Origin of the sequence: Nocardioides solisilvae (genome assembly GCF_003194625.1) — a bacterium.
In the GTDB taxonomy this organism is placed as follows: domain Bacteria; phylum Actinomycetota; class Actinomycetes; order Propionibacteriales; family Nocardioidaceae; genus Nocardioides; species Nocardioides solisilvae.
The window spans coordinates 892,863-912,084 of record NZ_QHKX01000001.1 but is presented as its reverse complement, the minus strand read 5'-3'; the positions used below and the strand labels follow the sequence as shown (position 1 = coordinate 912,084).

General features: G+C 73.8%; 20 protein-coding genes and 1 riboswitch. Of the genes, 12 read left to right on the top strand and 8 right to left on the bottom strand.

The features are described 5' to 3' along the window. Positions 1-3: 3 nt before the first annotated feature. Complete coding sequence (locus tag DNK53_RS04370) at positions 4-435, bottom strand: pyridoxamine 5'-phosphate oxidase family protein (protein WP_110181021.1); 432 nt, start codon at positions 433-435, stop codon at positions 4-6. A gap of 59 nt (positions 436-494) precedes the next feature. On the opposite strand from DNK53_RS04370, the gene DNK53_RS04365 reads away from it, so the two are divergent. Beyond that, positions 495-1,388 carry an NAD(P)H-binding protein gene (locus DNK53_RS04365; RefSeq protein ID WP_110181020.1) on the top strand — a complete coding sequence of 298 codons (894 nt, stop codon included), beginning with the start codon at positions 495-497 and terminating at the stop codon, positions 1,386-1,388. A gap of 24 nt (positions 1,389-1,412) precedes the next feature. Here the strand turns inward: DNK53_RS04365 and DNK53_RS04360 are convergent, their stop codons facing one another. Together DNK53_RS04360 and DNK53_RS04355 are read right to left on the bottom strand one after the other, a co-directional pair. After that, on the bottom strand, positions 1,413-2,099 hold the full coding sequence (locus DNK53_RS04360) for a CPBP family intramembrane glutamic endopeptidase (protein ID WP_110181019.1): 687 nt from the start codon (positions 2,097-2,099) through the stop codon (positions 1,413-1,415). Positions 2,100-2,214: 115 nt separating this feature from the next. Further along, the gene (locus DNK53_RS04355; RefSeq protein WP_110181018.1) at positions 2,215-3,717 is read right to left on the bottom strand and encodes a DEAD/DEAH box helicase; all 1,503 of its coding nucleotides are present in this window, start codon (positions 3,715-3,717) and stop codon (positions 2,215-2,217) included. Positions 3,718-3,936: 219 nt separating this feature from the next. After that, positions 3,937-4,003, top strand: a riboswitch (guanidine-III (ykkC-III) riboswitch). Positions 4,004-4,015: 12 nt separating this feature from the next. Between DNK53_RS04355 and DNK53_RS04350 the strand changes: the two genes are divergently transcribed. Beyond that, complete coding sequence (locus DNK53_RS04350) at positions 4,016-4,330, top strand: DMT family transporter (RefSeq protein ID WP_110181017.1); 315 nt, start codon at positions 4,016-4,018, stop codon at positions 4,328-4,330. A gap of 9 nt (positions 4,331-4,339) precedes the next feature. Here the strand turns inward: DNK53_RS04350 and DNK53_RS04345 are convergent, their stop codons facing one another. Together DNK53_RS04345 and DNK53_RS04340 are read right to left on the bottom strand one after the other, a co-directional pair. Then, complete coding sequence (locus tag DNK53_RS04345; protein ID WP_110181016.1) at positions 4,340-5,839, bottom strand: flavin-containing monooxygenase; 1,500 nt, start codon at positions 5,837-5,839, stop codon at positions 4,340-4,342. A 19-nt stretch (positions 5,840-5,858) separates the two neighbouring features. Continuing rightward, positions 5,859-7,010: a CaiB/BaiF CoA transferase family protein gene (locus DNK53_RS04340; RefSeq protein WP_110181406.1), complete on the bottom strand. Its 1,152-nt coding sequence runs from the start codon at positions 7,008-7,010 to the stop codon at positions 5,859-5,861. A 116-nt stretch (positions 7,011-7,126) separates the two neighbouring features. Between DNK53_RS04340 and DNK53_RS04335 the strand changes: the two genes are divergently transcribed. Together DNK53_RS04335 and DNK53_RS04330 are read left to right on the top strand one after the other, a co-directional pair. After that, on the top strand, positions 7,127-7,669 hold the full coding sequence (locus DNK53_RS04335) for a PadR family transcriptional regulator (RefSeq protein ID WP_110181015.1): 543 nt from the start codon (positions 7,127-7,129) through the stop codon (positions 7,667-7,669). After that, complete coding sequence (locus DNK53_RS04330) at positions 7,666-9,666, top strand: NADPH-dependent 2,4-dienoyl-CoA reductase (RefSeq protein WP_110181014.1); 2,001 nt, start codon at positions 7,666-7,668, stop codon at positions 9,664-9,666. The genes DNK53_RS04335 and DNK53_RS04330 overlap by 4 nt, the downstream gene beginning before the upstream one ends. A 3-nt stretch (positions 9,667-9,669) precedes the next feature. On the opposite strand, the gene DNK53_RS17700 is transcribed toward DNK53_RS04330, so the two are convergent. Continuing rightward, positions 9,670-9,807 carry a hypothetical protein gene (locus tag DNK53_RS17700; RefSeq protein ID WP_204163734.1) on the bottom strand — a complete coding sequence of 46 codons (138 nt, stop codon included), beginning with the start codon at positions 9,805-9,807 and terminating at the stop codon, positions 9,670-9,672. Between the two features lie 30 nt (positions 9,808-9,837). Next, positions 9,838-10,614, bottom strand: a complete 777-nt coding sequence (locus tag DNK53_RS04325; RefSeq protein ID WP_110181013.1) for an N-acetyltransferase — start codon at positions 10,612-10,614, stop codon at positions 9,838-9,840. Between the two features lie 127 nt (positions 10,615-10,741). On the opposite strand from DNK53_RS04325, the gene DNK53_RS04320 reads away from it, so the two are divergent. The 7 genes from DNK53_RS04320 (at position 10,742) to DNK53_RS04290 (ending at position 16,425) form a co-directional block, all read left to right on the top strand. Beyond that, positions 10,742-11,893 (top strand): nucleotide sugar dehydrogenase, encoded by a 1,152-nt coding sequence (locus DNK53_RS04320; RefSeq protein ID WP_275425734.1) that lies wholly within the window; start codon positions 10,742-10,744, stop codon positions 11,891-11,893. 85 nt (positions 11,894-11,978) lie between these two features. Then, complete coding sequence (locus DNK53_RS04315; protein WP_110181011.1) at positions 11,979-12,584, top strand: hypothetical protein; 606 nt, start codon at positions 11,979-11,981, stop codon at positions 12,582-12,584. Between the two features lie 13 nt (positions 12,585-12,597). Then, complete coding sequence (locus DNK53_RS04310) at positions 12,598-13,479, top strand: SCO6745 family protein (RefSeq protein ID WP_110181010.1); 882 nt, start codon at positions 12,598-12,600, stop codon at positions 13,477-13,479. A gap of 24 nt (positions 13,480-13,503) precedes the next feature. Then, complete coding sequence (locus DNK53_RS04305; protein WP_110181009.1) at positions 13,504-14,673, top strand: MarP family serine protease; 1,170 nt, start codon at positions 13,504-13,506, stop codon at positions 14,671-14,673. Positions 14,674-14,720: 47 nt separating this feature from the next. Then, positions 14,721-15,425, top strand: coding sequence for a GAF and ANTAR domain-containing protein (locus tag DNK53_RS04300; protein WP_110181008.1), 705 nt, complete (start codon positions 14,721-14,723; stop codon positions 15,423-15,425). A 90-nt stretch (positions 15,426-15,515) separates the two neighbouring features. Beyond that, the gene (locus DNK53_RS04295; RefSeq protein WP_110181007.1) at positions 15,516-16,226 is read left to right on the top strand and encodes a GAF and ANTAR domain-containing protein; all 711 of its coding nucleotides are present in this window, start codon (positions 15,516-15,518) and stop codon (positions 16,224-16,226) included. A gap of 49 nt (positions 16,227-16,275) precedes the next feature. Beyond that, positions 16,276-16,425, top strand: a complete 150-nt coding sequence (locus DNK53_RS04290) for a hypothetical protein (protein WP_204163733.1) — start codon at positions 16,276-16,278, stop codon at positions 16,423-16,425. Here DNK53_RS04290 and DNK53_RS04285 read toward each other — a convergent pair. Beyond that, positions 16,422-18,662 carry a hypothetical protein gene (locus tag DNK53_RS04285; RefSeq protein WP_162599772.1) on the bottom strand — a complete coding sequence of 747 codons (2,241 nt, stop codon included), beginning with the start codon at positions 18,660-18,662 and terminating at the stop codon, positions 16,422-16,424. The two genes, DNK53_RS04290 and DNK53_RS04285, sit on opposite strands and share 4 nt — an antisense overlap. Positions 18,663-18,802: 140 nt before the next feature. On the opposite strand from DNK53_RS04285, the gene DNK53_RS04280 reads away from it, so the two are divergent. Beyond that, the gene (locus tag DNK53_RS04280) at positions 18,803-19,201 is read left to right on the top strand and encodes a hypothetical protein (RefSeq protein ID WP_110181005.1); all 399 of its coding nucleotides are present in this window, start codon (positions 18,803-18,805) and stop codon (positions 19,199-19,201) included. Positions 19,202-19,222 lie beyond the last annotated feature (21 nt).

Sequence of the window (19,222 nt, the reverse complement as noted above, 5' to 3'; positions counted from 1 at the left end):
CGGTCACTCGTGCTCGGGGCGCAGGTGCAGCCAGGGCCGGCTCAGGTGGAACCGGCGGCCGGTGACCTCGGTCGGCGTGATCTCGACGACGTCGTACTTGAGGTCGTCGACCCAGGGCCGGAGGGGGACGTTCTCGGCGCGGTGCGCCTCGTCCTCCTCCAGGCGGCGGGCCGTGCCGCGGATCACGATGCTGGTCGCCTCGTGCTCGTCGATCTCGTCGACCTCGAAGGCGATGTCGGGGTTCATCACGACGCCGAGCAGCTTGCTGCCCTCCGCCGTGCGGAAGAGGAGCGTGCGGTGGTCGACGGCGTAGTTGATGGGCGCGATGTGGACCTCGTCGGCCAGGTGGAACGCCAGCCGGCCGAACTCGTGGGAGCGCAGGAACTCCCAGGCCTGGTCCTCGTCGAGCGCACGGGGGGCGGTCTGCTCGGTCATGCTCCCGACCCTACTCGCGCCTGACCCCGGCTTCACCCGTCCCTGCCTAGGCTTCGAGCATGACCACCACCACAGTGCTCGTCACCGGCGCCACCGGCTTCGTCGGCAGCCGCCTGGTCCCCGCCCTGCTGGACGAGGGCCACGACGTCCGGGCGATGACCCGGCGCCCAGGGGAGTACGACGGCCCGGGCACCCCGGTGGGCGCCGACGTCACCGACCCCGACAGCCTGGCCGAGGCGCTGGAGGGGGTCGACGTGGCGGTCTACCTGGTGCACTCGCTGGACCGCGACGACTTCGAGGCCGAGGACGCCGAGGCGGCCCGCACCTTCGGGCGGCAGGCGGCCGCCGCGGGGGTCCGCCAGATCGTCTACCTCGGCGGTCTCGGCGCCGAGGACGGCGACCTCTCCCCCCACCTGCGCAGCCGCCGCGAGGTGGAGCGGCTGCTCGCCGAGGCCGGCACGCCGGTGACGGTGCTCCGGGCCGCGATCGTCGTCGGGCACGGCGGGATCTCCTGGGAGATCACGCGCCAGCTGGTGAAGAACCTGCCGGCGATGGTGGTGCCGCGGTGGGCCGACACCCGCACCCAGCCGATCGCGCTGGACGACGTGATCCGCTACCTCGTCGGCGTGGTCGGGCGCGAGGAGGCGTTCGGGCGGACCTTCGAGATCGGCGGTTCCGAGGTCCTCACCTACCGCCGGATGCTGGAGGTCGCCTCCGAGGTGATGCACGGCGAGGCGGTCCCGGTCGTCGCGGTGCCCGTCTTCACCCCGCGGCTCTCCTCCTACTGGCTCTCCTTCGTCACCGACATCGACGCCACCACCGGGCGCAACCTCATCGACTCGATGGGCACCGAGGTGGTCGTGACCGACCACTCGATCCGCGACCTGCTCCCCTTCGAGCCGCTGAGCTACGAGGAGTCGGTCCGGCGGGCCCTCGAGGCCGGAGGCCGCTGAACGCACGGCAGGACGCCGGAGGCGTCAGGCGATCAGGTACGGCAGCACCAGCAGCATCGTCAGCGACCAGCTCACGTGGGTGAGCGCGGGCGCGAGGATCCCGCCCGACGCGCGCCGCTGCAGCCCGCAGAGCACCCCGAGCAGGCCGGCCGCGAAGGTCAGCATGACGTTGCCCGTGGCGCCCGTGGCGACGACGTACGCGAGGCTCGTCCAGAGCACGGGGTGCCGCGGGATCGCCGCGTAGGCGGCGCCGCGGAAGAAGAGCTCCTCGGCCACCCCGCTGACCGCCGTGATCACCACGAGAAGCGGCACCGATCCCTCGTCGGCGAAGTCGAGGACCGAGCCGACCTGGTCCTCCAGGAAGGGGATCTGGCGCACCACCAGCGCGCCGAGGATGAAGACCGCGGCGAGCCCGAAGCCGAGCGCCAGCGGGGTGAGCACGGGCCGGGCGAGCCGGTCCCGGAAGGCGATCCGGCCCAGGTGGAGCCGGCCGGAGACGAGCGACCCGGCCGCCCACAGCGCCGCGAGCGCGGTGGTGCCGAGGTAGAAGAGGTCGTCGCCGGGCTCGAGCCGGACCGACCAGCCGAGCAGGGCGGCGCCGAGCAGCACGACGATCCCCACGACGACCTGGCGTCGGCGCAGGGCCGCGGCGGTGTCGCGCTGGTCGCGCGGGACGACGTCCCACAGCGCCCGTCGCAGGAACGCCCGCACGACCGATCACCCACCCTCCCGCGGCCGGCGCCGCGTCACGACCCCGACTGTACGAGGGGGGCGGGCGCGACGACGCCCCCGCACCCGGGGGTGCGGGGGCGTCGTCGTACGTCGGTCAGCGGCGTCCGCTGAACGAGGCGGCGCTGTGCGAGGAGCCGCCCGTGGAGGTGCTGTAGACGGTGCTGCTGCCGGCCCCGCCGCGACGACGGCCGCCGCCGGACTTCTGACCGCCGCCCTGGCCGCCGGACTTGGCGCCCCCAGTCTTGGCGCCGCCGGACTTGGCTGCGCCCTGCTTCGCGCCCGACTTCTGGCCGCCCGCGCGCGGCGCGCCGGCCTTCGCGCCGGAGCGCGCGCCGCGGGAACGGTTGCGCCCGCCGCCGCCGTTGCGGGCCTGGCCCTGCTCACCGGCGGTGCGGTTGCCCGCCGGGGCGGGGGGTGCGTAGCCGCCCGGCACCAGCGTCCGCTCGCCCGGGGCCAGCTGGACGAGGATCGGGTGGCCGGCGGAGTCGACCTTGGTGGTGGTCGGCTTGATCCCGGCGAGACGGGTCAGGTCGCGCACGTCGCGGACCTGGTCGTCGGTCATCAGCGTGACGACGGTGCCCTCGGCGCCGGCGCGAGCGGTGCGGCCCGAGCGGTGCAGGTAGGCCTTGTGCTCCGACGGCGGGTCGGCGTGGACCACCAGCGAGACGTCGTCCACGTGGATGCCGCGGGCGGCGACGTCGGTGGCGACCAGGGTCGTGGCCTTGCCGGAGTGGAAGGCCTCCATGTTGCGGACCCGGGCGTTCTGCGACAGGTTGCCGTGCAGCTCGACCGCGGGCACGCCGTTGCTGTTGAGCTGGCGGGCCAGCGCCTTGGCGCCGTACTTGGTGCGGGTGAAGACCACCGTGCGGCCCGGGGCGCTGGTCAGGTCGACCAGGATCGGCAGCCGCTGCTCGCGCCGCGTGTGCAGCACGTGGTGGGCCATCGTGGCGACCGGCGACTGCGCCGAGTCGGCCTGGTGGGTGACCGGGTTGCTCAGGTAGCGCTTGACCAGGACGTCGATCGCCTTGTCGAGGGTCGCCGAGAAGAGCAGCCGCTGGCCCCGCTTGGGGGTCTTGTCCATGATCCGCTTCACGCCGGGCAGGAAGCCCAGGTCGGCCATGTGGTCGGCCTCGTCGAGGATCGTCACCTCGATGGCGGAGAGGTCGCAGTGGCCCTGGCCCATGAGGTCCTCGAGCCGGCCGGGGCAGGCGACGACGATGTCGACGCCGCGCTTGAGGCCCGCGACCTGCGGGCCCTGGCCCACGCCGCCGAAGACGGTCTGGGTGGTGAGGCCGGCGACCTTCGCCAGGGGGGCGAGGGACTCGACGATCTGGCCGACCAGCTCACGGGTCGGGGCCAGGATCAGCGCGCGGGGCTTGCGCGGCATCGCCGGCAGCTTGGCGGCGTCCAGCCGCGCGACCAGCGGCAGCAGGAAGGCGTAGGTCTTGCCGGAGCCGGTGCGGCCCCGGCCCAGGACGTCGCGACCCGCCAGCGAGTCGGGCAGCGTCGCGGCCTGGATGGGGGTGGGTTCCGTGATGCCCCGCTCCGCGAGCGCGGTGGACAGGGCGGAGGGCACGCCGAGGTCGGCGAATTTCATGTGGAGATCTTTCGGTTGGTGTCTCACCAACGCGCTTCCGCCGGTGGCGGGGCTGGCGGTCCCGAGCGGGCCGCTGCGTGTGCCTCACGAAGTGAGGGCGGGGACCGAGCGTGTCGGGCTCCGCAGGACGCTCGAGGCAAGACTTGACGAGGCGTCTGCCCGTCACACTAGCCCCTCGGGCCTCCTCCGGCGGCATCGCGGCGTTTGCGACACTGGTCACCAGGGCCCGCTCCCGGGCTCCCGGACGAGGGGTGCCGTACCCGGCCACGCGACAAGACGGCACCAGGAGCGGTGTGTCATGGCGTGGGTCGTGCTGGTGGTCTCCGGGGTCCTCGAGGCGGTGTGGGCGACGGCCCTGGGCCGTTCGGAGGGGTTCACCCGGCCGGTGCCCTCGGTGGTCTTCGGGGTCTCGGTCGTCCTGAGCATGCTGGGCCTGGCCTGGGCGATGCGCGACCTGCCGGTCGGCACGGCGTACGCCGTCTGGGTCGGCATCGGCGCCTCGCTCACCGTCGCGTGGGCGATGGCGACCGGCGCCGAGCCGGTCTCGGTGGCACGGGTGCTGCTGATCCTCGGGCTGATCGGCTGCGTGGTCGGGCTCAAGCTCGTCCACTGAGCGGCCGGGTCAGCGGAAGGCGAGCACCCCGTCGTCGATCGCGCCGCGGCGGATCGTCCTGACGTCGTGGACGTAGTTCTGCCGCAGCTTCCACGGCTCGACCGACCCCTGCTTGGGGAGCCGGTCGATCGAGCGCAGGACGTAGCCAGCCTCGAAGTCCATGAAGGGCTCCTCGGCGATCGACGGGTCGCGCTCCGGGACGGCGGAGCGCAGGCCGTGGGCGTCGAGGTGGGCGAGCAGCCGGCAGACGTACTCGGCGACGAGGTCGGCCTTGAGCGTCCAGGAGGCGTTGGTGTAGCCGATCGTGTAGGCGAAGTTGGGGATCCCCGACAGCATCATCGCCTTGTAGGCCATCGTCTCGGCCAGCTCGACGGGCTTGCCGTCGACGCTCAGCTCCATGCCGCCGAAGGCGAGCAGGTTGAGCCCGGTCGCGGTGACGACCACGTCGGCCTCGAGGTGGGTGCCGTCGGTGAGCCGCACCCCGGTCTCGTCGAAGGTCTCGATCGTGCCGGTGGCCACCGATGCCCTTCCGGCGCTGATCGCCCGGAAGAGGTCGCCGTCGGGGACCAGGCACATCCGCTGGTCCCACGGGCCGTAGGTCGGCTTGAAGTGGACGTCGACGGGGTAGCCCTCGGGCAGCATCCTGGCGTTGAGCCGGCGGATCATCCGGCGGACCGGGCCGGGCCAGCGCTGGGAGGCCTGGAAGAGCAGCGTCGCCTGGGCGACGTTCTTCCAGCGGGTCACCCGGTAGGAGGCCTTCTCGGGCAGCACGCGCTTGAGGGCGAGCCCGATCTTGTCGGTGCCGGGGACGGGCAGGACGTACGTCGGGGAGCGCTGCAGCATCGTCACGTGAGCGGCTCCGCCCTCCTCGGCCGACGGCAGGGCCATGGCCGGGACGAGGGTGACCGCCGTGGCGCCGGAGCCGATCACGACGACCCGCTTCCCGGCGTACTCCAGCCCGGCGGGCCAGTGCTGCGGGTGGACCACCCGGCCGCCGAAGCGGTCGAGGCCGGGGAGCTCGGGGAGGTAGCCGCGGTCGTAGTCGTAGTAGCCGCTGCACGCCCACAGGAAGGAGCAGGTCCAGGTCTCCCGCTCGGTGATCGAGCCGCCGCCCACGTCCTCGTGGGTGACCTCGGCCGTCACGGTCCAGCGCGCGGCGTCGGAGTCCCAGTCGGCGGCGACCACCCGCCGGTCGTAGCGGACGTGCCGGTCGACGTCGTGCTCGGCCGCGGTCTCGCGCACGTAGTCGAGGATCGAGGCGCCGTCGGCGAGCGCCTTCTCGCCGCGCCACGGCTTGAACCGGTAGCCGAGGGTGAACATGTCGGAGTCGGAACGCACGCCCGGGTAGCGGAAGAGGTCCCACGTGCCGCCCATCCGCGGGCGACGCTCGAGGACCGCGTAGCTCTTGCCGGGCAGCTCGCGGGACAGCTTGCTGGCCGCTCCGATGCCCGACAGCCCGGCCCCGATGATCAGCACGTCGACGTGCTGGGTGCGGTCCGCGTTCTCCATCCTGCGAATGTAGCGGGCCTCAGGCCTGGACGGCGGCGCCCGAGGCGATCAGCTCGTCGACGCCGGCCACGCCCCAGGCTTCCAGCGCCTCCCGGGTCTGGCCGCCCGTGGCCGGGGGCGACATCGAGATCGTGGCCTGCGTCCGCGAGAAGCGCGGCGCGGGGGCGGGCTGGAGGACGCCGTCGCGCTCGACGTACGTGCCGCGCGCAGCGACCTGGGGGTGACGCGCCGCCTCGGTCATCGGGAGGATCGGGGCGACGCACGCGTCGGTGCCGTCGAAGTGCTCGGTCCACTCGGCGAGGGTGCGCTCGGCGAAGCGGGCGGTGAACGCCTCCCGGATGGCGGGGAGGTTGGCCGGGTCGTCGCGGCTCGGCAGCTCCTCGAGGTCGAGCAGCCGCAGCAGCTCGGCGTAGAACTGCGGCTCGAGCGCCCCGACCGAGAGGTGGCCGCCGTCGCTGGTCTCGTAGACGTCGTAGTAGGGCACCCCGCCGTCGAGCAGCGAGGCCGCGCGGCGCTCCTGCTGGACGCCCATCGCCAGGAACCCGGCGTACATGGTCGCCAGGTGGGCGGTGCCGTCGACGATCGCCGCGTCGACGACCTGCCCCTGCCCGGAGACGCGGGCCTCCAGCAGGGCGGCGAGGACCCCGATCACCAGGTAGGTGGAGCCGCCGCCGAAGTCGCCCAGCAGGTTGCCGGGGAAGTGCGGGCGGGCCGGGTCCTGCCCGAGGCCGTGCAGGACGCCGGCCAGCCCGACGTAGTTCATGTCGTGGCCGGCGGTGTGGGCGAGCGGGCCGTCCTGGCCCCAGCCGGTCATCCGCCCGTAGACCAGCGCGGGGTTGCGGGCCCAGCAGTCCTCAGGGCCGAGGCCGAGCCGCTCGGTGACACCGGGGCGCATCCCCTCGACGAGCACGTCGGCGCGCTCGACCAGGTCGAGGACCGCGGCGACGGCCTCGGGCCGCTTGAGGTCGAGGGCGACGCTGGGACGGCCGCGGGTGAGCAGGTCGGCGGGTCCGCCGCCGAGGGGGTTGCCGCCCGGCCGCTCGACCCGGACCACGTCGGCGCCGAGGTCGGCGAGGATCGTGCACGCGTGCGGGCCGGGCCCGATGCCGGCGATCTCCACGACCTTGACGCCCTTGAGCGGGCCCGTTCCCTGACCGAGTGCGTAGACCATGCCCGGCATCATCGCAGACACCGTGACAGGAGAACTGTCACGGTGTGGGGTGCCGCGCCGTCCGATCCGTGGGATGGCCTTGCAACTCGTTGCATAGCGCTGCCATCCTTCCCCGCGTGGCCCTGGAACACGCCCTGCTCGTGGCGCTCAGCGAGAAGCCCGGCTCCGGGCTCGAGCTCGCGCGCCGCTTCGACAAGTCGATCGGCTTCTTCTGGCACGCGACCCACCAGCAGATCTATCGGGTGCTCGGCCGGATGGAGAAGGACGGCTGGCTCGCCGTCGAGGTGGTGCCGCAGGCCGGCGCCCCCGACCGCAAGGTGTACGCCGTCACCGACGCGGGCGCGGCCGCGCTCGCCGACTGGCTGGCGGCGCCCACCCCGATGGAGGAGCTGCGCAGCGAGGTCGCGGTCAAGATGCGGGGCGCCTCGTTCGGGGAGCGCGCCGCCGTCCTCGAGGTGCTGCGCGCCAACCTCGCCGACCACCTCGCCCGCCTCGACCACTACCGCCGCCTCGAGAAGGCCTACGACGACCCCGCCGCCCTGACCGGCCACGCGCTCGACCAGTTCCTGGTGCTGCGCGGCGGCATCCGGCTGGAGGAGTTCTGGGTCGGCTGGCTCGAGGACTACCTCGACGCCCACACCCCAGGAGAGACCCGATGACCTACCCGCACCTGCTCCGGCCGCTCGACCTCGGCCCGCTCACCCTGCGCAACCGCGTGGTGATGGGGTCGATGCACACCGGCCTCGAGGACGCGCCCTGGCACCTCGACCGGCTCTCGGCGTACTTCGCCGAGCGCGCCCGCGGCGGTGTCGGCCTCATCGTCACCGGTGGCTACGCCCCCAACAAGCGGGGATGGCTCAAGCCGTTCGCCTCCGAGATGACCACCCGTCTCCAGGCGGCGCGGCACCAACGGGTCACCGAGGCGGTGCACGCCGAGGGCGGCGCGATCGCCCTGCAGGTGCTGCACGCCGGCCGCTACGGCTACCACCCCTTCAGCGCGGGCGCGTCGGCGCGGAAGTCGCCGATCACCCCCTTCTCGCCGCGCGCGATGTCGACCAAGGCGGTCGACCGGACCGCCACCGACTTCGCGAAGTCCGTCGCGCTGGCCCGCAAGGCGGGCTACGACGCGGTCGAGATCATGGGCTCCGAGGGCTACCTGATCAACCAGTTCCTCGCCGCCCGCACCAACGACCGCACCGACGCGTGGGGCGGCAGCGCCGAGAAGCGGATGCGCTTCCCCGTCGAGGTGGTCCGCCGCACCCGCGAGCTGGTCGGTGACTTCCCGGTCGTCTACCGGATCTCGCTGCTCGACCTCGTCGAGGACGGGCAGACCTGGGAGGAGACCCTCGAGCTGGCCCACCGGCTCGAGGAGGCGGGCGTGACCGCCTTCAACACCGGCATCGGGTGGCACGAGGCGCGGGTGCCGACGATCATCACGCAGGTGCCGCGGGCGGCCTGGCGCTCCTTCACCGCGCGGCTCAAGGCCGAGGTGTCGGTGCCGGTCTGCGCCTCCAACCGGATCAACACCCCCGACGTCGCCGAGGAGATCCTGGCCTCCGGCGACGCCGACCTCGTCTCGATGGCCCGGCCGCTGCTCGCCGACCCCGACTTCGTCAACAAGGCCGCCGCCGGCCGCGCCGACGAGATCAACACCTGCATCGCCTGCAACCAGGCCTGCCTGGACCACACCTTCAGCAACAGGACGTCGTCCTGCCTGGTCAACCCGCGGGCCTGCCACGAGACGCTGCTGGTCCTGTCGCCGGCCCGTCGCAAGGAGTCGGTCGCCGTCGTCGGGGCCGGTCCCGCCGGCCTGGCCACGGCCGTGAGCGCCGCCGAGCGCGGGCTCGCGGTCACCCTCTTCGAGCGGCTCCCCGAGATCGGCGGACAGTTCCGCCTCGCGATGCAGGTGCCGGGCAAGGAGGAGTTCGCCGAGACGCTGCGCTACTACGCCCGCCGCCTCGAGGTGCTCGGCGTCGACGTCCGGCTCGGCACCGAGGCCGGGCCTGACGACATCGCCGGCTTCGACCACGTCGTCGTCGCCACCGGGGTGGCGCCGCGGGTGCCCGAGATCGAGGGCATCGACCACCCGAAGGTCGTCTCGTACGCCGACGTGCTGGCCGGGCGGGTCCTCGTCGGCCGCCGCGTCGCCGTCATCGGCGCCGGCGGGATCGGCGTCGACGTCTCCCACTTCCTCACCCACGACCCGGCCGAGCACGGCCTGGAGGAGTGGATGTCGCACTGGGGCGTGGGCGACCCGTCGGTGCACCGCGGGGGCCTCACCGAGGCGAAGCCGCGGACGGCCGTCCGCGAGGTCACGCTGGTCCAGCGCAAGGCCACCCCGATCGGCAAGGACCTCGGCAAGACCTCCGGCTGGGCGCACCGCGCGGTGCTCAAGCAGTCGGGGGTGCGCCAGGTCAGCGGGGCGACGTACGAGCGGATCGACGACGCCGGCCTGCACCTCACCGTCGACGGCGAGCCGCGAGTGCTCGAGGTCGACCACGTGGTGGTCTGCGCGGGTCAGGAGTCGGTGCGCGACCTGTACGACGCCCTCGACCGCGGAGCCACTCTGCACCTCGTCGGCGGAGCGGACGTCGCGGCCGAGCTCGACGCGAAGCGCGCCATCAAGCAGGGCACCGAGGTGGCCGCGGGCCTGTAGGGGTCAGCGCTTCTTCTTGGCCTGCTTCGCCTTGAACTGGTCCACGGCGGACTTGATCTTGGCCTGGTTGTGGGGCTTGCGCGCCTCGTCGTAGACCTTCTTCGCGACGCCGGCCAGTGCTGCGGTCCTCAAGAGCTTCATGCCCCCAGCAGTACCACCCGCCCGGTCAGGTCATGCGCCCGTCGGGTGCCGCACCCACACGTTGGGCTCGACGTAGACGGCCGTCCCGTGCTCGACGTCGCACAGCACGGGGGTCAGCGCACCGGGCACCACGACGGGTCCGCTGCGGTCGAAGGGCAGGCCGGTCCAGGCGCGCCACTCCGCCAGCGTGCCCGGGATCGTCATCGACCGCGGGGCGACGCGGTCGATCCGCCCGCCCGCCCGCACGTGCACCCGGAGCCACGGGTCGACGGGCAGGCCGTCGTCGCGGGTCCGGAAGGCGTACGACGACATCGGCTCCGCGGCGTCCTGCTTGCCGTTGGGGCGGACCGGGGCGAGCAGCTCGGCGAAGCCGAGCCGGCCGGCGTTGTCGCGGAGCGCGGCCAGGATCCGGCCCGAGAGCCCGAGGCCCTGCAGCTCGGGGCGGATGACGATCTCGATCGCCGACACGTGGGTGGCGGGCTCGCCCGTGACCCGGCCGCGCAACGCCCGCCGGACCACGCCGTCCCAGCCGTCGGGCGGCAGCTCGACGTCGTCCTCGTCCCCGTCGTCGCCGAGGAGCGCGAACGGCGCCGAGTAGGCCTTGGCGGCCACCTGCCCGTCGGCGTCCAGGCAGACGAGCACGAACTCGGCGAACTGCTCCAGGCAGTCGTACCAGACGTTGCCGATCGGGTCGTGCTTCATGAACTCTGGCCACGAGTCGGGCATCGTCCAGAAGACGTCCATCAGCCCCGGGCGCTCGGCCAGGGTCACGATCTCGGCGATCGGGTCGGTCGCGGTGGTGGTCATCCCCCCATCCTCACCCCCGCACGGGCGGAGCGCGCCACCGGTTTTCCTCCCTAGACTCACGCCCGTGACCGACGAGCCGAACACCCCCGCCTCCCCCGCCCCCGAGGACTGCCCCCGGATCGCGGTGGTGGGGCTGGGCTACGTCGGCCTCTCGGTCGCGGTGCTGCTGGCCCAGCACTGCCCGGTCGTCGGGGTCGAGATCAACCCGGCCAAGCTCGCCACCCTCAGGGCCGGCCGCTCGCCGATCCACGACGACGACATCTCCCGGTACCTCGCCGAGGAGACCCTCGACCTCACCTTCACCGACGACGGCCCCGCGGCCTACGCCGGAGCCGACTACGTCGTGATCGCCACCCCCACCGACTACGACGCCGCGACCAACTACTTCGACACCTCCACCGTCGAGTCCGTCATCCGCGACGTCACCGCCACCAACCCCGACGCCGTGATGGTCATCAAGTCCACCATCCCCGTCGGCTACGTCCACGACGTCCGCGCCCGCCTCGGCACCGACCACGTGATCTTCTCCCCCGAGTTCCTCCGCGAGGGCAAGGCCCTGCACGACAACCTCCACCCCTCCCGCATCATCGTCGGCGAACGCACCGACCGCGCCCGCACCTTCGCCGACCTCCTGCTGGCCGGCGCCCTGGACGACGACGTCCCGGTCCTGCTCACCGACCCCACCGAGGCCGAGGCCATCAAGCTCTTCGCCAACACCTACCTCGCCATGCGCGTGGCCTACTTCAACGAGCTCGACTCCTTCGCCGTCACCCGCGGCCTGGACCCCCGCGCCATCATCGACGGCGTCGGCCTGGACCCCCGGATCGGCACCCACTACAACAACCCCTCCTTCGGCTACGGCGGCTACTGCCTGCCCAAGGACACCAAGCAGCTCCTGGCCAACTACGCCGACGTCCCCCAGACCCTCATCTCCGCCATCGTCGAGGCCAACCGCACCCGCAAGGACTTCATCGCCTTCGACATCCTCGACCGCCACCCCCGCGTCGTCGGGATCCACCGCCTGATCATGAAGGCCGGCTCCGACAACTTCCGCTCCTCCTCGGTGCAGGGGATCATGAAGCGGATCAAGGCCAAGGGCGTCGAGGTCGTCGTCTTCGAACCCGAGCTGCCCGACGACACCTTCTTCGGCTCCCGCGTCATCCGCGACCTCGACGAGTTCAAGACCACGGCCGACCTCATCGTCGCCAACCGCCTCGTCAAAGAACTCGAGGACGTCGCCGAGCGCGTCTACACCCGCGACCTCTTCGGCTCCGACTGACCGGTCGGTCGCCTGCCAGCCGTGCGTGCCAGCCTGTGCGCGACACCCTGTGGACAAAGGCTGCTGTTCGAGCAGGTGTTCGAGTGTGCTGCAGCTCCTGCTCGACGCGCTGCGCAGCATCGAGCCGGCCCAGCTGCGCCCGCGGGCCGTCCTCCACCTCCACCTCACCGTCGCGGGCATGGCCGATCCGCGGTCGGCCGTCGGGCGGGTGGAGGAGTGCGGGCCGGTCCTGGCCTCGCAGGTCGCCCACTGGCTGGGCCCCTGCCAGGTGGCGGTGGAGCCCGTCGTCGACCTGGCCGAGGCGGTGGCCGCCACGGGCTACGAGCACGCCGAGAGGGGCAAGGAGCGGGTCTGGCTCCTCACCGGTGGGCGGGACATGTTCCCCTGGGCGTGCGGCCGGTCGAGACGGGTCGACTTCGACCACCCGACCCCCTGGGAGCACCGGCCGCCGGGGCAGACGGGGACCCACCACTCCCAGCCGCTCTCCCGGTGGAACCACCGGCCCAAGACGCACGCGGGGTTCGAGGTGCGCCAGGTCGGCCCGGGCCGCTACCTGTGGCGGACCGCCCTCGGTCACTACCTCACCGTCGGTCCCGAGGGCACCAGGCCCGTGAGCCCGCAGGTGGGAGCGGTCTGGTTCGCCGCGGAGGAGTCCGGGCTCGAGGTCGTCCAGGTCCGGCTCGCGGGCTGAGTACAGTCGCGTCATGACCGACGCCCCCACCACCGACGAGATCGAGCTGACCAAGGCCTCCCGCAAGGCGTGGGGCGCGCTGGAGACGGTCCACGTGCTGGCCCACTTCGCCGAGCCGGTGACGCAGGGGTACGTCGACCTGGGGCTGCGGCCGCGGCTCTCCTACTTCGCCGCCCGCTCGGCCCCGTTCGGCCCGGTGGGGCCGGCGCTCCCCGCGGCGACGTTCTACGTCTTCGCGCCGTGGCTCTTCGACAAGGCGCTGCCCTCGTCGTGGGAGGTCGCCTCGCCCGAGCAGGTGCTGGATGCCCAGCGCCGGACCATGACCGCGGTGATGGACCAGGTCACCGCCCACGTGGCCGGGGACTCCCTCGACGACGCCGGGCTGGACGAGCTGCTGGCGCTGCTGCGCACCGCCTGCGCCGGCCTGTCGGCACCCGGGCGGCCGCTCTACGCGGCGTACGCCGGCCTCCCGTGGCCCGAGGACCGTGGCCTGGCCCTGTGGCACGCCGCCACCCTGATCCGCGAGCACCGCGGTGACGGCCACCTCGCCCTGCTGGTCCGAGCGGGCCTCGACCCGGTCGAGGCGGTGGTGCTCTACGGGCTCTACTCCGGGATGACGGAGTTCATGCGCGCCACCCGCGGGTGGACCGACGAGGAGTACGCCGCCGGGGCCGACCGCCTGGCGGCGCGCGGCTGGATGGCCGACGGCGGCCTGACGGAGGAGGGCACGGCCTTCCGCCGCGAGCTCGAGCGGGAGACCGACCGGCTCGCCCTCGAGGGGTGGCGCCACCTCGGCCTCGACGGGACCCGCCGGGTCCTCGAGCTGGCCGCTCCCCTGCGCGACGGCGCCCTGCGGAGCGGCCTCCTGCCGGCTTGGCTGGCGGGCGGTCGGTGACCTGAGACCTCTCGGGGGGACGCAGTGAACGCCATCGACGCGCTGGTGCTGGCGGCCGTCGTGGGCGTCGGCACCCTCTGCTGGGCGGAGGGGCTGGTGCGGGCGGTGTGGGGCTACTCGGGGCTGGTGCTGGGCACCGCCCTCGGGCTGCTCACGGCCCCGCTCGTCCTCGTGCGCGTGGAGCTCTCCGTCTGGACCGCGATGGCCGCCCTCTGCTTCGTCGGCGTCACCGCGCTGGTGGTCCGCGCTCTGGTGCTGCGGGTCGGTCGCCGCGTCGGCCGGGTCGCCCGCTGGCGGCCGCCGCACTGGCTCGACCGGCCCGGCGGACTGGTCTTCGGCGTGGTCGTCGCGCTCGGGGTGAGCTGGATGATCGGCCTGGCCCTGGCCGGCTCCACCGTCGACAGCCTCGCCGCGGGGGCCAACCGCTCGGTCGTGCTGCGCGCCCTCGACCGGGTGCCGCTGCCCTGGAGCACCCGCCTGGCCGGCCGGCTCTCGGAGATCGGCGAGGAGTCGGACTTCCCCCGCTACGTCGACGTCTTCACCGCGACCCGGATCGTCGACGTCCCCCCGCCCCGGCCGGGGGTCGTGAGGGAGCCGGGTGTCGTCCGCGCCTCCCGCTCGGTGTGGAAGATTTATGCCGACGAGGCCGTCTTCACCCAGCAGGGCACCGGCTTCCTCGTCGCGCCCGAGCGGGTGATGACCGCGGCCCACGTGGTGGGCGGCGCGAGGCGGATCACGGTCGAGACGCCCGAGGGCGACCGCTCCGCGACGGTCGTGGCCTGCGACCCCCGGCAGGACGTCGCCGTCCTGCACGTCCCCGGCGCCACGGGCCGGGTCCTGGCCTTCACCGACGGGGTGGGCGGCGACCCCGCCGCGGTCGTCGGCTACCCGGCCGACGGTCCCCTGGAGCTGCAGCCGGCCCGGATCCGCGCCCGGCAGCCGTGGCAGTCGGCCGACATCTGGGGCGAGGGTCGCCACGAGCACGACGCCTACTCGGTGCGCGGGCGGATCCGCAGCGGCGACTCCGGCGGCCCCCTGGTGACCCCGCGCGGCGAGGTGCTGGGCGTGGTCGTCGCCTCCTCCCGGGTCGACGACAGCACCGGCTTCGTCCTGACCCGCGAACAGGTCGCCGGGGTGCTGGAGGACTCGCGCCGGGCCGGCAGCGACCCCCGCCCGACCACCTGCGGCGGCTGAGGGGCCCCCGCCCCGGTGTCCCGCCGCCGGAAGGGGTACGGGTGCGCATGACCGCATCCTTCGACCTCGCCGCCGCCCTCGCCGAGGCCAGCCGAGCCGTGGACGTCGCCCGGTCGGTGGAGGAGACCCTCGACCTGGTCGTCAAGAACGTCGTCCTGACCCTGCCGGCCTTCACGCACGCCGGTGTCACCGTCCGCCACGCCGACGGTCGGCTCGAGACGATGGCCGGCACGGACCGGCTGGTGACCGACCTCGACGAGCTGCAGTACGACCTGCACGAGGGGCCCTGCGTGGACGCGCTCGAGGAGGAGTCCGTCGTGCTCGTCGAGCACCTCCGGCACGCACAGCGCTGGCCGCGGTTCGTGCCGGGCGCGGTGCGCGCCGGGGTGCGCTCCATGCTGGGCCTGCGCCTCTACGTCGAGGCCGGGACGCTCGGCGCGCTCAACCTGTACTCCACCACCACGGCGACCGTCGACCCCGACGACGCACAGCTCGCGGAGCTCTTCGCCACCCACGCCGCCATCGCCCTGGGACGGGTCCGCACCGAGGACCAGCTCAACCGGGCGCTGGTGACCCGCCGAGTGATCGGGCAGGCCGTCGGCATCGTGACCGAGCGCTTCCGGGTGCCCGAGGACCGGGCCTTCCGGTTCCTCGTGCGGGTCTCGCAGGACACCAACACCAAGCTCCACGAGGTCGCGCGCGAGCTCGTCAGCAGCACCAACGAAGAGGTGACGAGGGAACCCGGCGACTGACGCTAGAGTGCGCACAGGTTCCGACCAGAGCCGCCCGTCCCGCCCGCGCAGCGCAGTCCTGCGCCGGGCACGTGCGCCCAAGGAGCCTCCGTGAGCCGACAGCACGACGTCGCCGCCGCCCTGGCCGAGGCCGCGAGGAAGCTCGACGTCGCCCGGTCCGTCGAGGAGACGCTCGACTCGATCGTGCAGACCGTGGTGCTCGCCCTGCCGACGTTCGACCACGCCGGAATCTCCATCCGGCACCGGCAGGGCGGGATCGAGACCGTGAGCGGGACCGACCAGATCGTCTGGGAGCTCGACGCGCTGCAGCAGGAGCTGGGCGAGGGCCCGAGCTTCGAGGCGATCGAGCAGCAGCGGGTGGTCGTGGTGGAGCGGGGCGGCGGGGACGGGCGCTGGCCCCGCTACTCGGCGGAGGCCACGCGGCGCGGGGTCTGCGCCCAGCTCTCGCTGCTGCTCTACACCGAGGAGGAGACCCTCGGGGTGCTCACCCTCTGCTCCTCGACCGCCGCGACGGTCGACCCCGACGACGTCCACCTCGCCGAGCTCTTCGCGACCCACGCCGCGATCGCCCTGGGCCGGGTGCGGGTCGAGGACCAGCTCAACGAGGCGGTCGCGACGCGCAAGATGATCGGCCAGGCGGTCGGCATCGTCACCGAGCGCTACCGGATCGACGACGACCGCGCCTTCCAGTTCCTCGTCCGCGTCTCCCAGAACAGCAACGTCAAGCTGCGGGTGATCGCGCAGGAGGTCGTGGACAGCACCAACGAGATGTACGCCGCGGGCGACCCTCCCGACGACTGAGCCGGGGCCGCCGGCGGTTCCGCGACGCCCCGACCGGGTACAGGTCGGCATGACCACGACACCGCTCGAGCCCCAGCCCGACCCCGAGGTCGTCCCCAGCGGCGACCCGGCGATCACCCCGGATCCCGGCGCCCCCATGCCGGGCGAGGACCCGGGCACCATCCCCGACCCGCCGGAGACCGAGCCCGCCCCGGTCTAGCGGGTCGCCGCCACGATGCGGTCCCGCCCGCGTCCGCCCACGAACCGGTCCCGATCCTCGTCTCCGACCAGGAAGTCGTCACCCCGCTGACCGAGCAGGGTGTCGCGTCCCCAGCCGCCGACGAGGACGTCGTCCCCGGCACCGCCGCAGAGCAGGTCCTTGCCGGCGTGGCCCTCGAGCCGGTCGTCGCCGCCGCGGCCCATCAGCACGTCGGTCCCCTTGCCGCCGACCAGCCGGTCGGCGCGCGCGGTGCCCACCCGGAGGCGGACCGTCCAGGACGCCTCGCCCGTCGGCCCGGTCGCCGTCAGCACGACCCTGGCGCTTCCCGACGTCCCGGCCCGGGGGCGCAGGGTCAGGACGGCGCGGTCGCCGTCGCGGGTCACCTCGACCCGCGACGTCGGCAGCAGCCGCCGGCTCCCCGACCTCACGGTCAGCGTCGCACCCTCGAGGTCGTCGAGCCGCACGGCCAGGCGGGCGACGTCGCCGCGGCAGGACTGGTCGAAGACCGGCACGAGTGCCGGCCGCGGGGTCCGGGTGGGCGGGACGGGCTGCGTCGGCTGGGGCGTCGGCTGGGGCGTCGGCTGGGGCGTCGGCTGGGGCTTCGGCTCGGGCTTCGGCTCCTCGGGCTTCGCGGGGGCCTGCCAGGACACCAGCGTCGAGTCGGCGCGCGCGCTGCCGTTGCCGGCCTCGTCGCGCACCGCCCCTCCAGCGACCCGGATCCCCAGGGTGCCGGTCTGTGTCATCCCGGTGACGGTGACCCGGAAGCTCCGGTCATCGGTCCGCGCGACGGTGACGGCGGTGGCGCCCGCGGCACCGGTGGGGACGACGTCCTCGACCCGCGGCGCGGAGACCGGCTCGTCGGCGGAGACCACGAAGGCGACCCGCTCCCCGGTGACCGGGTCGGGCTGTCCGGCGGCGGGCACCACGGTCAGGGTCGGTGCGGTGGCGTCGACGGTCCACGACCGCGACACGGCCGCGCCGGCGTTCCCGGCGAGGTCGACGGCCCGCACCTCGAGGGTGTGGTCCCCGTCGGCCAGACCCGTCAGCGCGACCGGGCTCGCGCACGGCGCCCACGCGCCGCCGTCGACCCGGCACTCGTACGACGCCACGTCGGCGTCCCCGGAGAACGCCAGGTCCGCGTCGGTCGAGGTGACGAGGGCGCCCTCGGACGGACCCGCGGTGAACGTGACGGACGGCGGGGTGAGGTCGACGGTCCACTCCCGGGTGGAGGGGACCGGGTCACGGTTGCCCGCCAGGTCGACGGCGCGGACCGCGAAGGTGTGTGCGCCCTCCGTCAGGCCGGTGTAGAGGGTGGTCTTCGCGCAGGCGGCGAACGCCGCCCCGTCGAGGCTGCACTCGTAGGTGACGGGCTCGCCGTCCGGGTTGCCCATCACGAAGGTCGCCGACGCGCTGTTCACGGACGAGCCGTTGGCGGGGGCCGTGAGGATCCGCGTGTCCGGCGGGACCGTGTCGACCGTGACCGTGGAGTCGACCGGCGTGGGGTCGGGCCGGCCCCACGGGTCGACCGCGCGGACGCGGAGCGTGGAGGTGGCGTTCTGCGGCAGGGTCCGGGTGTGCGGCGAGGAGCACGAGGCCCAGGGGCTGCCGTCGAGGGAGCACTCGAACCCGGTTGCCTGCTCCGACCCCGTGAACTCCCAGGTCGCGTCGGGGTCGTTGACCAGGGCTGGCGGCGCGACGCTGATCGTCGTCTCCGGCAGTTCTGCGGCGACGGCCAGGGAGCCGCCGGCCACCGCCCGGCGATAGGTGTCGCACATGCCGAGGCACTCGCCCGTCTGGTCGGTGGCGAGGGAGAGGAGGTCGCCGGGGCCGGCCGCGCTCAGCTCCGCTCGCCCCACCTCGAAGCGGATCGAGCGGGAGCCGTCCGGCGTTCCCACCCAGATCGCGCCGAGGTTGTCCGCCCAGCCCGTCGCGTAGCCGGCGTCGGTGTCGTAGGTGTGGCTCGAGCCGAACGTGCCGGTGTCGCCGCCCGTGACGATGATGTCGGCGGACAGAGGCGTGAGTCCGGCGGCCTCGACCGTCACCGTGCCCTCCGCCCGGCCCCCGTCCTCGAACGTCACGCCCGTCAGGGTCAGGACCCGTACGGCGGCTGCCTGGGCCGGCGCGGGCAGTCCGACGAGCAGGGCGAGCAGCGGCAGGACGGCGAGCAGGACGGCCGAGGCTCCGCCCACCCTCCGGGACTGTCGCCGGGCAGGACGGCGCGCGGGGGCGTGGCTCACGATGCCTCACCCTAGGGAGGAGGTCGGGCGCCGCGCAGGTGTTCGAGGATGTCGGGGTCTGCCCACACCCCACGCCGCGCGCGAGTCTCCGCCCGCGGGACTGAGCCGTCCGTGGGCGGCCAGCGTGCGAGGCTCACGCCATGGGGGACGACGAGCGGGTGATGACGCGGCGCGAGGTCCTGCGCGGGGGGCTCGTCGGCCTCGGGATCGGCGTCGGGCTGTTCGCGCTGGGGCTCCTGTTCCTCTTCCGACGCGACCAGCCGTCCGACGTCGTCGGGGTCTTCGTCCCGACGGCCGTGGCGATCCTCTCGACGGGCCTCGGGATCACGGCGCTGGTCCCGCTCGTGGCGACGGGCGCCCACGGCACCAGGGCGCTGTCCCGGGCGCTCCGGGCCCTCGCCGCGTTCGGGGTGCTGGTGACCGGCGCGGGTCTCGTCGTGGGTGAGCTGCCGTGGACCCTGTTCACCGTCGCGCCGCTGCTGGCCGTCTGGGCGACGCTGCGCGACGCCGGGCGGTTGGCCCGGGCCGCGCGGTCCTAGGTCAGCCCTGGGTCAGGGCCT

Coding starts and splice junctions, on each gene's coding strand:
- DNK53_RS04355 (WP_110181018.1), bottom strand. CDS start 3,717: ATGAAATTCGCCGACCTCGGCGTGCCCTCCGCCCTGTCCACCGCGCTC.
- DNK53_RS04325 (WP_110181013.1), bottom strand. CDS start 10,614: ATGACCACCACCGCGACCGACCCGATCGCCGAGATCGTGACCCTGGCC.
- DNK53_RS04290 (WP_204163733.1), top strand. CDS start 16,276: ATGACCACGACACCGCTCGAGCCCCAGCCCGACCCCGAGGTCGTCCCC.
- DNK53_RS17700 (WP_204163734.1), bottom strand. CDS start 9,807: ATGAAGCTCTTGAGGACCGCAGCACTGGCCGGCGTCGCGAAGAAGGTC.
- DNK53_RS04340 (WP_110181406.1), bottom strand. CDS start 7,010: ATGGTCTACGCACTCGGTCAGGGAACGGGCCCGCTCAAGGGCGTCAAG.
- DNK53_RS04280 (WP_110181005.1), top strand. CDS start 18,803: ATGGGGGACGACGAGCGGGTGATGACGCGGCGCGAGGTCCTGCGCGGG.
- DNK53_RS04365 (WP_110181020.1), top strand. CDS start 495: ATGACCACCACCACAGTGCTCGTCACCGGCGCCACCGGCTTCGTCGGC.
- DNK53_RS04345 (WP_110181016.1), bottom strand. CDS start 5,839: ATGGAGAACGCGGACCGCACCCAGCACGTCGACGTGCTGATCATCGGG.
- DNK53_RS04330 (WP_110181014.1), top strand. CDS start 7,666: ATGACCTACCCGCACCTGCTCCGGCCGCTCGACCTCGGCCCGCTCACC.
- DNK53_RS04370 (WP_110181021.1), bottom strand. CDS start 435: ATGACCGAGCAGACCGCCCCCCGTGCGCTCGACGAGGACCAGGCCTGG.
- DNK53_RS04310 (WP_110181010.1), top strand. CDS start 12,598: ATGACCGACGCCCCCACCACCGACGAGATCGAGCTGACCAAGGCCTCC.
- DNK53_RS04350 (WP_110181017.1), top strand. CDS start 4,016: ATGGCGTGGGTCGTGCTGGTGGTCTCCGGGGTCCTCGAGGCGGTGTGG.
- DNK53_RS04300 (WP_110181008.1), top strand. CDS start 14,721: ATGACCGCATCCTTCGACCTCGCCGCCGCCCTCGCCGAGGCCAGCCGA.